The 13,695-nt window shown below is 71.6% G+C and carries 14 protein-coding genes; 5 read left to right on the top strand and 9 right to left on the bottom strand.

Annotation, left to right across the window (positions count from 1 at the left end; genetic code table 11):
- Positions 1-20 precede the first annotated feature (20 nt).
- A complete protein-coding gene (locus BLQ76_RS11450; protein ID WP_090673202.1) occupies positions 21-233 on the bottom strand; it encodes a hypothetical protein in 213 nt (70 codons plus the stop codon).
- A 95-nt stretch (positions 234-328) separates the two neighbouring features.
- Positions 329-643: a hypothetical protein gene (locus BLQ76_RS11445; protein WP_090673200.1), complete on the bottom strand. Its 315-nt coding sequence runs from the start codon at positions 641-643 to the stop codon at positions 329-331.
- A 385-nt stretch (positions 644-1,028) separates the two neighbouring features.
- Here BLQ76_RS11445 and BLQ76_RS11440 point away from each other — a divergent pair, with 385 nt between their 5' ends.
- The 3 genes from BLQ76_RS11440 (at position 1,029) to BLQ76_RS11430 (ending at position 3,734) form a co-directional block, all read left to right on the top strand.
- The gene (locus BLQ76_RS11440) at positions 1,029-1,619 is read left to right on the top strand and encodes a TetR/AcrR family transcriptional regulator (protein WP_090673198.1); all 591 of its coding nucleotides are present in this window, start codon (positions 1,029-1,031) and stop codon (positions 1,617-1,619) included.
- A gap of 125 nt (positions 1,620-1,744) precedes the next feature.
- The gene (locus BLQ76_RS11435; protein WP_090673196.1) at positions 1,745-2,371 is read left to right on the top strand and encodes an FMN-dependent NADH-azoreductase; all 627 of its coding nucleotides are present in this window, start codon (positions 1,745-1,747) and stop codon (positions 2,369-2,371) included.
- A 151-nt stretch (positions 2,372-2,522) separates the two neighbouring features.
- Positions 2,523-3,734: a DUF2778 domain-containing protein gene (locus BLQ76_RS11430; RefSeq protein ID WP_244519584.1), complete on the top strand. Its 1,212-nt coding sequence runs from the start codon at positions 2,523-2,525 to the stop codon at positions 3,732-3,734.
- A 142-nt stretch (positions 3,735-3,876) separates the two neighbouring features.
- Here BLQ76_RS11430 and BLQ76_RS11425 read toward each other — a convergent pair whose 3' ends face one another.
- From BLQ76_RS11425 to BLQ76_RS11415, 3 genes are read right to left on the bottom strand one after another with little or no spacing between them, the layout of a single operon-like run.
- Entirely contained in the window at positions 3,877-6,147 is a 2,271-nt protein-coding gene (locus BLQ76_RS11425) for a xanthine dehydrogenase family protein molybdopterin-binding subunit (RefSeq protein WP_090673194.1), read from the bottom strand.
- Complete coding sequence (locus tag BLQ76_RS11420) at positions 6,147-6,644, bottom strand: (2Fe-2S)-binding protein (RefSeq protein ID WP_090673192.1); 498 nt, start codon at positions 6,642-6,644, stop codon at positions 6,147-6,149. Before BLQ76_RS11420 ends, BLQ76_RS11425 begins: the two co-directional genes overlap by 1 nt.
- Positions 6,638-8,044, bottom strand: a complete 1,407-nt coding sequence (locus tag BLQ76_RS11415; RefSeq protein WP_090673190.1) for a cytochrome c — start codon at positions 8,042-8,044, stop codon at positions 6,638-6,640. The genes BLQ76_RS11420 and BLQ76_RS11415 overlap by 7 nt, the downstream gene beginning before the upstream one ends.
- Before the next feature lie 208 nt (positions 8,045-8,252).
- On the opposite strand from BLQ76_RS11415, the gene BLQ76_RS11410 reads away from it, so the two are divergent.
- Positions 8,253-8,642, top strand: coding sequence for a four-helix bundle copper-binding protein (locus BLQ76_RS11410; protein WP_090673188.1), 390 nt, complete (start codon positions 8,253-8,255; stop codon positions 8,640-8,642).
- 44 nt (positions 8,643-8,686) lie between these two features.
- Here the strand turns inward: BLQ76_RS11410 and paoC are convergent, their stop codons facing one another.
- The 3 genes from paoC to paoA are packed head-to-tail and all read right to left on the bottom strand — an operon-like array spanning position 8,687 to position 12,505.
- Complete coding sequence (paoC, locus tag BLQ76_RS11405; RefSeq protein WP_090673186.1) at positions 8,687-10,906, bottom strand: aldehyde oxidoreductase molybdenum-binding subunit PaoC; 2,220 nt, start codon at positions 10,904-10,906, stop codon at positions 8,687-8,689.
- A 4-nt stretch (positions 10,907-10,910) separates the two neighbouring features.
- Positions 10,911-11,861, bottom strand: a complete 951-nt coding sequence (locus tag BLQ76_RS11400) for an FAD binding domain-containing protein (RefSeq protein ID WP_090673184.1) — start codon at positions 11,859-11,861, stop codon at positions 10,911-10,913.
- Complete coding sequence (gene paoA, locus BLQ76_RS11395; RefSeq protein ID WP_090673182.1) at positions 11,858-12,505, bottom strand: aldehyde dehydrogenase iron-sulfur subunit PaoA; 648 nt, start codon at positions 12,503-12,505, stop codon at positions 11,858-11,860. The genes BLQ76_RS11400 and paoA overlap by 4 nt, the downstream gene beginning before the upstream one ends.
- 383 nt (positions 12,506-12,888) lie before the next feature.
- Here paoA and BLQ76_RS11390 point away from each other — a divergent pair, with 383 nt between their 5' ends.
- Positions 12,889-13,380 carry a hypothetical protein gene (locus BLQ76_RS11390; RefSeq protein WP_139183992.1) on the top strand — a complete coding sequence of 164 codons (492 nt, stop codon included), beginning with the start codon at positions 12,889-12,891 and terminating at the stop codon, positions 13,378-13,380.
- Positions 13,381-13,399: 19 nt separating this feature from the next.
- Here the strand turns inward: BLQ76_RS11390 and BLQ76_RS11385 are convergent, their stop codons facing one another.
- The gene (locus tag BLQ76_RS11385; protein WP_090673178.1) at positions 13,400-13,678 is read right to left on the bottom strand and encodes a hypothetical protein; all 279 of its coding nucleotides are present in this window, start codon (positions 13,676-13,678) and stop codon (positions 13,400-13,402) included.
- Between the last annotated feature and the right edge of the window lie 17 nt (positions 13,679-13,695).

The raw sequence follows: 13,695 nt of genomic DNA, 5'->3' as shown, positions 1-13,695 counted from the left end.
CAGCGGACGGACGGGGTGTTCTAGAGAAGAAGGACGTTGGTCTCGCCGAGCGCGGAGCGACGGCGGGGAGCGGCGATGGTCGCCGTCTCGGAGCGGGGATGGGTCGGAGCGGACTCGGTGCGGTCCGGATCGACCGCGAAGACATCGGTGCCCGGCGCAACAAAGAGGCGGCGAAGGCGCGAGGCGAGGCCGACGGCCGGAGCGGCGGTGGGGGCGGATACGCAAAGGGACATGGGACGATCCTCGCTGGCGGGGGTCGAAGCGGCTTCGGCCCGGAAACGGAAGGGAAGCCCGGCCGCGCGGGGAGCGGCGCGGCCGGGCCGGGTCGTCAGAAGCTGTCGGAACCCGGCACGAGGGCGCCGTGCGAGGTGGGCACCGGCAGGCGGGCCGTGCGGTTCGCGGCGCGGTCGTCGGCCCGGTCCGTCGCAGCGGCCGGAGCGCGGACGCCCTCGTTGCGGGTCGGGTAGCCGAAGCGCGTCTCGGCGCCGGCGCGGTTGCCGTAGGCGCCCGAGGCGACGGCCCAGTCCTCGGAGGACTGCTGGTCGCGGACCGCCGTGTCGGAGCCCGGCACGATGTCGGCGGCCAGCGTCATGCCGGTGGACAGGAGAAGGGCGGCTGCGGCGGCGAAAACGGTGCGGTTCATGGGAATTCTCCTTGGAAGCGAGGCGCAAAGGTTCCCCGCCTCGCGACGGGAGGACGCGTCGCAGGGTTGCCTTCGGGCGTTCGAATGATGACATCCGGGCAGGGTGCGGCATCGGCCGCACGGCCACCCTCCGCCTGGCGCGGACGCCGGCGGTCTGGTTGGAAACGGGACGGCGGGACGTCATGCCCCGAGCCTTGCCCGAGCGGACCCCGATCCTGTTGATGGGAGCCGGAACCGGTGGCGATGAACGGTGTTTGTTCATTACCGATCGGTAGGGAATGAATTAGGGGCTTGGTTCTCGGCTGTCAACGGACTAATTTACCGACAGGTATAAAATTTGTCCGACCGGCCTTCGAGCCGCACGAAGCAGAAAAGGAGATGCGCCATGGGTGTCGGTCGTCCGCGGGAGTTCGATCCCGACGTGGCCCTCGACAGCGCGATGGAGCTGTTCTGGCGCCAGGGCTACGAGGGCACCTCGTTGTCGGATCTGACGGAGGCCATGGGCATCGCCAAGCCGAGCCTCTACGCCGTGTTCGGCAACAAGGAGGAGCTGTTTCGCAAGGCGCTCGACCGCTATGCGGCGCGCCGCTCCGACATGTCCTGCAACGCGCTGAGCGAGCCGACCTCGCGCCGGGCGGTGGAGCGCATGCTGCTGGCCTTTGCGGGCGTCGATGCGGAAGGCGACACGCCCAAGGGCTGCCTGATGGTGCAGGGCGCGCTGGTCTGCAGCGAGGCGAGCGAGACGATCCGGCAGGAGCTCTGCGCGCGCCGCGCCGAGGGCGAGGCGGCGCTGTGCCGGCGCATGGCGGAGTGGAAGGAGGCCGGCGACCTGCCCGCCGACGCCGACCCCAAGGATCTCGCGCGCTACGTGATGGCGGTCGCCCAGGGCATCACGGTCCAGGCCGCGAGCGGGGCCAGCGCCGAGGACCTGCGCCGCGTGGTGACCATGACGATGCGGACCTGGCCGCCGGTGTGACGCCGTCCGGGGGCGGTCACACCGATGTGCCCACGGTTCCCGAAATGTGCCGTCTTGTGCCGCCTCGGGACGAGTTCTCTTATGTTCTTCGGTACCCATTCCATACCGAACCCAAGAGACACCCGATGAAGCTTCTCCACCTCGACTCCTCGATCCTCGGCGAGAATTCCGTGAGCCGCGCGCTGTCGCGCGCCGTCGTCGAGCGCCTCACCTCCGAGGACCCGACGCTGGCCGTCACCTACCGCGATCTCGCGGCGCATCCGATCGGCCACCTGAGCGGCCGCTACCTGGCGGGACAGAGCCCCGAGGTTCAGCACGACCAGGCACTGCAGGAGGATCTGGCGCTCGGCGGCCAGGTGCTGGAGGAGTTCCTGGCGGCCGACGTCGTGGTGATCGGCGTCGCGCTCTACAACTTCACGATCTCCAGCCAGCTCAAGAGCTGGGTCGACCGTATCCTGGTCGCGGGCCGGACCTTCCGCTACACCGACAAGGGACCCGAGGGCCTGGCGGGGACCAAGCGTGTCGTCCTGGCGGTCGCGCGCGGCGGCGTCTACAGCGGAAACGCGCCGGCGGCCCCCTTCGAGCACGCCGAGACCTACATGCGCACGATCCTCGGCTTCATCGGCATCACCGATCCCGAGGTGATCGTGGCCGAGGGTATCGCGCTCGGGCCCGACCAGCGCGCCGAGGCGACGCGCAACGCGCTGGACGCCATCGCGGCCCTGCCGGCCCGTCGTCCGCTGGCGGCCTGAGGGCAACGGCCCGGTTCGAGGCGGACGCGTCACAGCCGCGTCCCGCTTCGACCACGATGGTGCCATCAAGGCGTTGTTAGGGGCTCGGTAACCATGGCGGCGCATCTTCGCGCGAGCCGCCATGGCCCCGAACCCTTGCGTGACGCCCGGTATGACCCTGACCTCCGACGCCTTCCACGCCGCAACGCTCCAGGATCGGCGCCCGGCCGTGCCGCGCCGCCGCCGCGGGAGCCGGTTGCCGTGGATCTGTGGCACGGCCGCGCTGGCCGTGGTGCTGGGCACCGGCATCTCGCCAACCGCGGTTGAGCCGACCGGCGAGGCGCTGGCCATGCTGGCGGAGGGCTGGCACGCCGCCGCCGCGTTGCCGGCCGCCGCGCGCGGGGCGCTGAGCCGTCGCTTTCCGCGCTTCCACCATGCTCCGGCGGAGGCGCGTCGTGCACCGGCCCCAAGCGCCGAGCCGGTCCGGCTGCGCGTGGCCGCACCGGCGGCCAGCCATCGCATGGATGCACCCGACGCCGCGCTCGCCGCCCGCTTTGCCCCGATTCCCAACGCGCTGGAGGACGAGATCGCCTTGGCCGCGGCGAGCGAGGATCGAAACCTCGACCCCGTGACCGAGGATGCGGCGCCCGGCGACCTAGCGGCGGTTCCCCTGCCGCGCGCGGCCGAGGCGGCGCGCGAGGAGGCGCTCGGCCACGGCGACATCGCCGCGCTTGTCGTGCCGCTGCCGAGTTCGCGCCCCGAGATCGACGATGCGGACGAGGCGGTGCCGCCCACCAATCCGCTGGTCGCGCGTCCCTCCGCGCCGCCGCAGCGCAAGGACGTGCCCGTTCTGGCCTACGCCCGGCCCGATGCGGGCGCGCTCGCGACGCCCGAACCCGAGATCCCGTCGGTTCCGGCCGCGCCGGCCCGAACCGCGCCGCGCGCGGAGCGGGGAACCGCGATCTACGACATCTCGGCGGCGACCGTTTACCTGCCGAACGGCGAGCGGCTCGAGGCTCATTCCGGCCTCGGCGCCATGCGCGACAACGTCCGCTTCGTTCACCAGAAGAACCGGGGTCCGACCCCGCCGCACACCTACGACCTGACGATGCGCGAGAGCCTGTTCCACGGCGTCCAGGCGCTGCGGCTGAACCCGGTCGGCGGTCAGCGCAACGTCTACAACCGCGTCGGCCTCCTGGCGCACACCTACATGCTGGGGCCGCGCGGCGACTCCAACGGCTGCGTCTCGTTCAAGGACTACAAGCGCTTCCTGGCCGCCTACCAGCGCGGCGAGATCCGCCGCCTCGTGGTGGTGGACAAGCTCGACGCCGCAGCTCAGCCCAAGCCCTCGCTGCTGACGCGCTTGTTCCGCTCGGCCGGCTGACCACGAGGCGGGAAAGGGAACCCGCCGTCTCGCTCCGCCGGTTCCGTCGCGCACTGCCGCCGGTCTTCGCTGTTCCAAAGCGCTCTCGCGGCAGCGAAGCGGACCCCGTTGCCCGTTCGCCGATTGATGGCGTTGCCGGCTCCTACGCGCGGATCGCCGCGCGAATGCGTTCGCGCGTGAGCGGCAGGTCGGGGACACGCCGGCCGATCGCATGCGCCACCGCGTTGGCGAGCGCCGCGCCGCCGGGGCCCTGGCTGCACTCGCCCGCGCCCAGGAACGGCGTGCCGGGCCGGGGCACGATCTCGACGTCGATCGCCTCGGGCAAGGCGTCGAAGCGCAGGATCGGGTAGGTCGACCAGTCCACCGAGGTGACGCGCGTCCGGTCGAAGCTCACCGCCTCGTAGAGCGTCCAGCTTGCCGACTGGAGGATGCCGCCCTGCACCTGGTTGGCGACGCCGTCGGGGTTCACCACCTCGCCCGCATCCACTGCCGCCGAGGCGCGCCGCATGCGCACGCGGCCGGTGTCCGGCTCGACGGTGACCTCCATCGCCACCGCGCAGTAGGCGGCCAGGTTCTTGTAGCGCGCGAAGGCGAAGCCGTAGCCGCCGTGCTGGGGCGCCTTCTGTCCGGCCTGCCAGCCGAACATGGCGGCCGCGCGCTCCACCACGGCGCGGGCGCGCTCGTCGGCCAGATGCCGCAGCCGGTATTCCACCGGATCGGCGCCGGCACGCGCGGCGAGCTCGTCCATCGCGTTCTCGATGGTGAAGACGTTCATGTAGGCGCCCAGGCCCCGGAGCGCCGAGACGCGCAGCGGCATCTCCTCGATGAAGTGCCAGACGACGTTGCGGTTCGGGAAGTCGTAGAGCGGGTTGGAGTTGCGGTCGCCGTTGCCCTCGGGCGTGATGCGCACCTGGGGGATGGTCGGCTGGAAGGGCTGTGCCAGATGCTGGGCGGGCAGAAGCGCGCCGGCGCCGCCGGGCCGCGCGTTGTGCGTGTTGCTCCAGACCTCGTAGCGCCAGTCGAGGATCTGGCCCGAGGCGTCCGTGCCGGCCCGAACCCGCGTCACCATGCCCGGCGAGAAGGGCTCCCAGCCGTGCTCCTGCTCGCGCATCCACTGGAGGCGCACGGGGCGGCCCGGCAGGGCCTGAGCAAGAAGCGCAGCGTCGGCCGCCGCGTCGTCGGCCCCGTTGTGACCGTAGCAGCCCGAGCCCTCGACATGGACGCAGCGCACCGCGTCCTCCGCGACGCGCAGCATGCCCGCGATCGCCTCGCGGTCGGGAAAGACGCCCTGCGTGTGGGTCCAGACCGTGGTCACGCCGTTCTCGAGGACCGCCACCGCGCAGGAGGGACCGATCGAGCCGTGAAGCTGGTAGGGCCGCGTGATTTGCAGTTCGAACGGCTCGAGGCCGGGTGTGGCATCGATCCGCCCGCCTTCCGCGACGAGACCGTCCTCGAAGGGGAGGGAGAGGATCGCCTCGGGAAGGCGCGATGCGTCCGGCAGGCTTTCCTGCTCCTCCCAGCGCGCCAGCGCGGCGAGCGTCCACATGGCCTTGATGGCCTGCCACTCCTTCTCCGCAAGCAGGCCGAGGAACGAGCCGTCGCGCACGACCTTGAGGACGCCGGGCATGCGCTCGACCGGCGCGGTGTCGACGGAGACGAGGCGCGCGCGCGGGCTCGGCGGGCGCACGACGCGCCCGTGCACCATGCCGTCGGGCCGCATGTCCTGGACATAGGCCGCGCCCCCGGTGACCTTGCCGGGTATGTCGATGCGCCCGCGCGGGCGGCCCATCTCGCGAAACTCGGCGGTCGGCTTCAGCCGGGCGTTCGGGCTCGCCCGGCCCTCGATGATCTGGCCCGATACGAGCTCGCCGTAGCGAATGCGCCGGCCGTCGCCGGCCAGCACCGCGCCCGCCTCGGCGCGCAGCGTCTCGGGCGGCACGCCCCAGCGCCGCGCGGCCTCGGCGACGAGGATGTCGCGAATCTGCGCGGCGACGTGGCGGATCGCCGTGCCGCTGTCCTGGATCGAGTGGCTGCCGGCGGTGAAACCCTCGTTGGGCGTGCGGCCGGTGTCGGGACCGATCAGCGCCAGGCTCTCGAAGGGCATCTCCAGCTCCTCCGCCGCGACCTGGAGGAGCGCCGTCTTGATGCCTTGGCCGAGTTCGGCCTTGCCGGTGAAGACCGTGGCGCGCCCGTCCGCGTCGATGCGGATCCAGGATTCCAGGTCGGGGTTGGTCTTGAGGCTGCCGGGCAGGTCGGGCGCGGCCTCCTCGACGGCCTGGAAGTTCTGCGTCTCGCTGCCGGGCGAGGTCGTGGTCTGCCCGAAGGCATCGCGCATCGAGAAGGCGAGGACCAGCGAGCCGGTGCCGAGCAACACGCCGCGTCGCGTGAGGCGGGGAGAGGAGAGGGTGTCCATCAGCCGGCCCTCGTGTCGGTGCTCGCCCGGGCGCCGGCGCCGCGCATCTCCTCGGCGGCGCGGTTGATCGCGGCGAGGATGCGCATGTGCGTGCCGCAGCGGCACAGGTTCGGCTCCATGTGCTCGCGGATCGCATCCGCCGAGGCGCCGGGGTCGCGCTGGAGAAGGGCCTGCGCCCGCATCATCATGCCGGGAATGCAGTAGCCGCACTGGGCGGCCTGCTCGGCGATGAAGGCGGCCTGGAGCGGGCCGGGCGCCTCGATCGTGCCGAGCCCTTCCACGGTGGTGACGCTCTTGCCCTCGAGCGCGACCAGCGGCGTCACGCAGGACAGGACCGCCTCCCCGCCCACGATCACCGTGCAGGCGCCGCACTGGCCGAGGCCGCAGCCGTATTTCGCGCCATGGAGACCGAGCTCGTCGCGCAGGACGTAGAGAAGCGGCGTGTCGAGATCGGCGTCGACCTCGTGCGCGGTGCCGTTGACGGTGAGGCTTACCATGTGGGCTCCCGCTTGGAAGGGTTGGCCGGGGCGTCGGAGGCGGTGGGCAGCGAGCGCTGGCCGCCTTCCGCGCCGCGCGCGCGAGACTTGGCGATGAGCTCGGCCGGGTCGTCCCAGGCCGGCCGGTCGCTGAAGGTACGGCGCATGTAGGCGAGGAGGTCGGCGATCTGCCCGTCGTCGAGCGCGCCGGCATAGCCCGGCATGATCGGGCCGCGCTCGCCCTCGGGCGCGGGGATGCCGTTCAGGATGACATGGATCGGGTTGGCCGGGGTCGGGCCGCTGATCGCCGTGGAATGGTCGAGCCGCAGACCGCCGTAGGGCAGGGGCCGGCCGGCGTCGTGGCAGGTAGAGCAGGCCCCGGCATAGAGCACCGCGCCCCGGTCCGCCGCGTCGTGGACGGCCGGCGGAGCCTGGCTGCCGGCCGACGGCGCGAGCGTGCCGGGCGCGTGCGCCTCCTCCTCGGCGAGCAGCCGCTGGGCGCGCGCCGCGCGTTCGGGCGAGGGCTCGCCCATGCGCGAGGCGACATAGGTCGCGATGGCGCGCGACTCCTCTTCCGGCAGCGTGCCGAGATTGGTGTTGACGGGCGCCATCGGCCCGCGCGCCACGCCGTGCCGCGCCTCCCAGCCCTTGTGGAGGTAGTGCGTCAGGCTGTCGACGTCCCACGGGATCGGGGCGGGCGAGGCCTCGTTCAGCGCGTAGGCCGTCCAGCCCTCCGCCTCGCCGCCGGCCCAGTGCGCGTCGCCCTTGCGCTCGGCACCGAACACGTTGCGGGGCGTGTGGCAGGCGCCGCAATGGCCGAGGCCTTCGGCGAGATAAGCGCCCCGGTTCCACGTTCCATCCTTCGCCGGATCGGGCTGGAACGGCCCCTCGCGGAAGAACAGGAGCTTCCAGCCCGCCAGCACCATGCGCACGTTGAGCGGGAAGGGAAGCTCGTTGGCGGGCGCCTCGGCCGAGACCGGCTCGCGCGTCATCAGGTAGGCGTAGAGCGCGCGGTTGTCGTCGTCGGTGACGAGCGTGAAATGGTCGTAGGGAAAGGCGGGGTAGAGGTGGCGGCCCTCGCGATCGACGCCCTCGCGCATGGAACGCGAGAAGGCCGCCTCGCTCCAGCGGCCGATGCCGGTCTCGGCGTCCGGCGTGATGTTGGTGGCGTAGATCGTACCGAACGGCGTCGGCAGGCCGAGCCCGCCCGCGAACGGCTTGCCGCCGGGCGCCGTGTGGCAGACGACGCAGTTCCCGACCGCCGCCAGGTCCGCGCCGCGCTGCACGAGCTCGGGTGCGAAGCTCGCCGCTTCGGCACGCTCGACGGGCGCGATCTCGGAGCGCCAGGCGAGCGCCAGGAAGCCGCCCGCGCCGACGAGCACGAGAACAAGAAGGCCGATCGCGAGATGGCGCAGTTTCATCGGCCGCCTGTCGGGTTCGCCGGCTCCAGGCTGGAACCGTTCTCAAGGAGACCAGCTAGCGGAGCGCACGCCGAGGTCCAAGCATTTCATAAGCAAGACTGCGTAGCTGTGCCCTCGTCCCTCGGCGGAGCCGATCCGCGCGGGGCGCGTTGCGGCCTCATCCCAGGCCGCCGTCCCGGCCGCCGCATCCGGAAAAGAAGGTCCGCCCATGTCGATCGAAAAGATGATCAGCCTCCATCCCGACGTTCGGGGCGACCTCGACGAGGCGCTGGCCAAGGCCGCGCGCCACGCCATGCTCTGCTCGCTGTTCTGCACGTCCTGCGCCGATGCGTGCCTTGCCGAGGCGATGGACATGCGCCAATGCGTGCGCACCTGCCTCGACTGCGCCGACATCTGCGCGTCGGCCTCGCATCTGGCGGTGCGGCGCACCGGGCAGAACGTCGCGATCCTGCGCGCTCAGCTCGAACTCTGCATCCAGGCCTGCGAGACCTGTGCTGAGGAGTGCGGGAAGCACGACCACGAGCACTGCCGGCTTTGCGCCACCATGTGCCGCGAATGCGCCGAGGACTGCCGCCAGGCGCTCGCCTCGATGCACTAGGGCGTCCGGGCCGGGCGGATCGGCTCCGCCCGGCCGGGTTCATGTCAGGCGACCTGCGGCAGCCCGTCGATCAGCTTCTCCGGCGTGATCGGGTAGGAGCGAACGCGCACGCCGGTCGCGTTGTAGACCGCGTTGGCGATGGCCGCGCCGACGCCACACAGGCCGAGCTCGCCGCAGCCCTTGGCCTTCATAGGCGAGGTGAGCGGATCCGGGTCGTCCAGAAACACGACCTCCTGGTGCGGAATGTCGGCATGAACCGCCACCTCGTAGGTCGCGAGGTCGTGGTTGACGAAGAAGCCGTGCCGCTTGTCGACGGCGAGTTCCTCGAACAGGGCGCCGCCGACACCCATCACCATGGCGCCGATCACTTGGGAGCGCGCGGTCTTGGGGTTGAGGATACGGCCGGCGTCGCAGACCGCCAGCATCCGGCGCACCCGCACCTCGCCGGTGAAGCGGTCGACGCCGAGCTCGACGAAGTGGCCGGCGAAGGTCGACTGGGCATACTGCTTGTCGAGATCGCCGAACTCGATCTTGTCCTCGGCTACGATCTCGCCCTCGCGCGCGGCGTCGGCCAGCGGCACGCGCCGGTCGCCCGAGACGACCTGCCCGTCCTCGAAGCGGATGTCGGAGGCGTTCAGCCCGAGCTTTGTCGCCACCGCCTCCCGCAGCTTCACGCAGGCCGCGTAGACGCCGGCGGTGGAAGAGTTGGCGCCCCATTGCCCGCCCGAGCCCGACGAGACGGGATAGGCCGAGTCGCCGAGCGAGACGGCGACGCGGTCGATCGGCACCCCCATCATCTCGGCCGCGGTCTGGGCGATGATGGTGAAGGAGCCGGTGCCGATGTCGGTCATGTCGGTCTCCACCGTCACGACGCCGTCGGTGCCGAGCCGCACGCGCGCGCCGGACGTCATCACCGGGCTGTCGCGATAGCCGACGCTCATGCCGTGGCCGACCAGCCAGCGTCCGTCGCTCATGGCGCCGGGCGCCTTGTTGCGGTCCGCCCAGCCGAAGCGCTCGGCGCCCTGGCGAAGGCACTGGACGAGCTGGCGTTGCGAGAAGCGGCGGCCCGGCTTCTCGGGATCCTCCTGCGTGTCGTTGAGGATGCGGAACTCGACCGGGTCGAGCCCGAGCGTCTCGGCCATCTCGTCCATGGCGATCTCGAGCGCCATGAGGCCGGGCGCCTCGCCGGGCGCGCGCATGGCGTTGCCCTCCGGCAGATCGAGTTCGGCAAGGCGCATCGCGGTCATCCGGTTGGCGCCGGCATAGAGCGCCTTGGTCTGGGCGACCGCGGTCTCGGGCTTGCCGCCCGGCAGGTTGCCGGACGCACTGTCGTGGGCGATCGCCTGGATGCGGCCGTCCTTGTTGGCGCCGATGCGGATGCGTTGGATCGTGGCGGGCCGGTGCACGGTGTTGTTGGGGATGAGCGGGCGCTGGAGGGCCACCTTCACCGGGCGCCCCGCCTCGCGCGCGCCGAGCGCGGCGAGCAGCGCGTCGGCCCGCAGGAAGAGCTTTCCGCCGAAGCCGCCGCCGATATAGGGCGAGACGAGGCGCACCTTCTCCTTCGGGATCTTCAGCGTTTCGGCGAGATCCGTCACGCCCCAGTCGATCATCTGGTTCGAGGTCCAGAGCGTCAGCTCGTCCCCGTCCCAGCGCGCGATCGAGGCGTGCGGCTCCATCATGGAATGGGACTCGTCGGGCGTCGCGTAGCGCTGGTCGAGCCTGACCTCGGACGCGGCGTAGCCGGCCTCGAAGTCGCCGTACTCGCCGACCGGCGGCGCCTGCGAGCCCTCGCCGCTGGAGCCCTCGACCGGCGGCGCGCTGGCCGCCAGCGCCTCCAGGTCGAACTTGCCCTCGGCCTTTTCATAGTCGATGCGCAGGAGGTTGGCGGCGGCGCGCGCCTCCTCGAAGGTGCGGGCCACCACCAGCGCCACGGCCTGATGGTAGTGCTGGATCTCCGGACCGCCGAGAAGCTTGGCGTAGTTGCGCTTGCCCTGGCCGAGCTCGCCGGCGTTTTGATGGGTGACGAGCGCGAGCACGCCCGGCGCGCGGCGCACCGCACCGTCGTCGATGCGCGCGATGCGTCCCTTGGCGATGCTGGCGCCCACCACGTAGCCGTAGGCCGTGTCGGGGGCGACCTCGTGATGCTCGTAGGCGTAAGGGGCCGTGCCCGTCACCTTGAAGCGGCCGTCGATACGGTCGAGCGGCTGGCCGACGACGCGCTCGGCGTCGATCGGGTTGGTGCCGGCGGCGGTGTCGAACTTCATGGGATCAGCTCCTCGCCTGTGAGAGGACGCTGGCGAGCGCCCGCTCGGCCAGCGCGATCTTGAAGCGGTTCTCCTCGGTCGGGCGCGCGTCGGCGAAGAGGATCGCGGTGGCGGCCTGCGAGCCCTTCGGCAGCGCCGCGTCGGCCTCCGCCATCGCCCAGGGGCGCGGCGCGACGCCGCCCACCGCAATGGTACCCGACCCGTCCGGCTGCACCACCGCCGCGACCGAGACCAGCGCATAGGCGTAGGACGCGCGGTCGCGGACCTTCTGGTAGAAATGCCGGCCGCCCACCGGGGCGGGCAGCGTCACGGCCGTGATCAGCTCGCCCCGCTCCAGGACGTTGTCGCGCGTCGGGTCGTCGCCCGGCAGGCGGTGGAAGTCGGCGAGCGCGATCTGCCGCGTCGCCCCGTCGGCGCGCACGGTCTCGACGGTCGCCTTCAGCGCGCGCATGGCCACCGCCATGTCGCCGGGATAGGTCGCGATGCAGCTGTCGCTGACGCCTACGATGCCGAGCTGGCGCGAGTAGCCTCCGATCGCCGAGCAGCCGGAGCCCGCCGCGCGTTTGTTGCAGGGCATGTTGGTGTCGTAGAAGTAGGGGCAGCGCGTGCGCTGCAGGAGGTTGCCGGCGGTGGTCGCGCGGTTGCGCAGCTGGCCCGACGCGCCCGCCACGATCGCGCGCGTCAGCGCCGCGTAGTCGCGCCGCACGCGCGGGTGGGCGGCCAGATCGGTGTTGCGCACGAGCGCGCCGATCCTCAGACCCCCGTCCGCCGTGTCCTCGATCGTGTCGAGCGCCAGGCCGTTGACGTCCACGAGATGGGTCGGCGTCTCGATCTCGAGCTTCATGAGGTCGAGAAGGTTGGTGCCGCCCGCGATGAACTTGGCGCCCGGCCGGCTGGCGACGGCACTGGCCGCGGCGGCCGGCGACGTCGCCCGCTCGTAGGTGAAGGACTTCATGCCGGCCTCCCCGCGACGTCGCGCATCGCCTCGACGATGTTGGAATAGGCGCCGCAGCGGCAGATGTTGCCGCTCATGCGCTCGCGCATCTCGGGCTCGCTCGCCTCGGGCGCGGCCGCCACGTCGGCCTGGACGTGGCTCGGGATGCCGGCCCCGATCTCGTCGAGCACCGCCACCGCCGAGACGATCTGGCCCGGCGTGCAGTAGCCGCACTGGTAGCCGTCGTGGCGCACGAAGGCCGCCTGCATCGGGTGCAGCGCGTCCGGCTTGCCGAGGCCCTCGATCGTCGTGATCTCGTCGTTCTGGTGCATGACCGCGAGGCTGAGGCACGAGTTCATGCGCCGGCCGCCCACGATCACCGTACAGGCGCCGCACTGGCCGTGGTCGCAGCCCTTCTTGGTGCCGGTCAGCTTCAGGTGCTCGCGCAGCGCGTCGAGCAGCGTCGTGCGGGCGTCGAGCTCCAGCTCGCGCCGCTCGCCGTTGACGGTGAAGCTGACGGGCATGCGCACCACGTCGGCCGGCGCGCCCTCCGGCGTTCCTTGTGCAAGAGCACCCGTGGCGGGTACGGCGGCGAGCGTCGCGGAGGCCGAGGCGCTCACCAGGAAGTCGCGCCGGTTCAGGTCGAGAAAGGGAGGATGGGCCATGGGCGCCGGGGTCCTTTCGAGCGGGTATCGGGTCGGGCAGCCCCTCGCCGAGGGCTGAAGGCCGCCTCGCGAAAGGCGGCAAGGCCTTCCACGGGGTCGAGCCGTTTGGGGACAGCAAATGGAAGCGTCTCGAATCAGAACAATTCCAAACCGCGAAGTTTCCCGGACCCGGCGCAACACCTCACCGTGACCGGCGCTCGCCAAGCGCCGCCGGAGCGGGGGCCACCAGCGGGTCGCTGCGGCAAAATGCCGGGGCGACCTACGGGCGCCGGAGGGCGCCGAACGGAGTCCTTGCTCGCCCGGCCGGTCCCCGCATGGGGGAGGCCGACCGCGAGCGAACCGGTTATGATGCGCTTCGGGCGCGGGAGGCACGGGAGACGGCGATGCGAGCATGGGCATGGGCAGCGCTCGCGAGCATGGCGATCGGCACGCAGCCGGCCTCGGCCGCGTTTGCCTTTCGCGCCGACGAACTGGACGCGCAGCTCAACCGGGTCGCCGCCGAGTTGCGCCTGGCCAACCGCTTCGAGCGACAGCGCTGCGAGACCAGCATCCAGTACTCGTGCTGGTACGAGGGCAAGGGCGTGACGCTGGTCGCGGTCGCCGACGCGCCCGGCGAGCCGGCCCACAGCGTGCGCGTGGTGTTCGTCTTCTCCGGCGACAATTCCGGCATCTTCTCGGCGATCACGACCTGGGGCTTCGTGATGGCGGCGGCCGACCCGAGCCTGTCGAAGGACGACCGCGGCGACATCTTCGCCAAGCTGATCCCTGCGGTCGAGAACGAGACCACCCAGACCGAGACGCGGGGCGAAACGCGCTACTCGCTCACGGTCTCCAACATCGCCGGCATCTGGTTCAACGCCGACTCGCTCCGCTGACGAGGCGCACCGCGCGTCGTCAGCGGTTGCCGAGAATGCCGAGATCCGCCGGCCATTGGCGGCCGTTCAGATCGATGCGCAGGTCGAGGCCGTTCAGAAGGGCGTATTCGTTGGCGTCGCGCAGCGTCGTGGTGAGGTCGCCCGCGCCGGCGGGAAGCTCGCCCGTCGCCTCGCCTTCCGGGGTTCCGACCAGGGTCGCCTCGCCCCTGGCGTTCGACCCATCGCCCTGAAGCGTGACGAGCACGAAGGGCGTGGTTTCCTCGCCGGTGCGCAGGAAGAAAAGGTCGTCGCTGGCCATGGGGGGAGCCTCCTTGT

This window comes from Aureimonas jatrophae, assembly GCF_900104035.1.
GTDB lineage: Bacteria > Pseudomonadota > Alphaproteobacteria > Rhizobiales > Rhizobiaceae > Aureimonas > Aureimonas jatrophae.
Note: the sequence above shows the minus strand (reverse complement) of the source record. Positions and strands in the feature narration are given on the sequence as shown.

What these genes read in the sequence shown, in the direction of transcription:
- BLQ76_RS11385 (WP_090673178.1), bottom strand. Translation starts at nt 13,678, where the DNA reads ATGGCCAGCGACGACCTTTTCTTCCTGCGCACCGGCGAGGAAACCACG.
- BLQ76_RS11390 (WP_139183992.1), top strand. Translation starts at nt 12,889, where the DNA reads ATGCGAGCATGGGCATGGGCAGCGCTCGCGAGCATGGCGATCGGCACG.
- BLQ76_RS11425 (WP_090673194.1), bottom strand. Translation starts at nt 6,147, where the DNA reads ATGGACACCCTCTCCTCTCCCCGCCTCACGCGACGCGGCGTGTTGCTC.
- BLQ76_RS11420 (WP_090673192.1), bottom strand. Translation starts at nt 6,644, where the DNA reads ATGGTAAGCCTCACCGTCAACGGCACCGCGCACGAGGTCGACGCCGAT.
- paoA (WP_090673182.1), bottom strand. Translation starts at nt 12,505, where the DNA reads ATGGCCCATCCTCCCTTTCTCGACCTGAACCGGCGCGACTTCCTGGTG.
- BLQ76_RS11440 (WP_090673198.1), top strand. Translation starts at nt 1,029, where the DNA reads ATGGGTGTCGGTCGTCCGCGGGAGTTCGATCCCGACGTGGCCCTCGAC.
- BLQ76_RS11430 (WP_244519584.1), top strand. Translation starts at nt 2,523, where the DNA reads ATGACCCTGACCTCCGACGCCTTCCACGCCGCAACGCTCCAGGATCGG.
- BLQ76_RS11450 (WP_090673202.1), bottom strand. Translation starts at nt 233, where the DNA reads ATGTCCCTTTGCGTATCCGCCCCCACCGCCGCTCCGGCCGTCGGCCTC.
- BLQ76_RS11435 (WP_090673196.1), top strand. Translation starts at nt 1,745, where the DNA reads ATGAAGCTTCTCCACCTCGACTCCTCGATCCTCGGCGAGAATTCCGTG.
- paoC (WP_090673186.1), bottom strand. Translation starts at nt 10,906, where the DNA reads ATGAAGTTCGACACCGCCGCCGGCACCAACCCGATCGACGCCGAGCGC.
- BLQ76_RS11415 (WP_090673190.1), bottom strand. Translation starts at nt 8,044, where the DNA reads ATGAAACTGCGCCATCTCGCGATCGGCCTTCTTGTTCTCGTGCTCGTC.
- BLQ76_RS11445 (WP_090673200.1), bottom strand. Translation starts at nt 643, where the DNA reads ATGAACCGCACCGTTTTCGCCGCCGCAGCCGCCCTTCTCCTGTCCACC.
- BLQ76_RS11400 (WP_090673184.1), bottom strand. Translation starts at nt 11,861, where the DNA reads ATGAAGTCCTTCACCTACGAGCGGGCGACGTCGCCGGCCGCCGCGGCC.
- BLQ76_RS11410 (WP_090673188.1), top strand. Translation starts at nt 8,253, where the DNA reads ATGTCGATCGAAAAGATGATCAGCCTCCATCCCGACGTTCGGGGCGAC.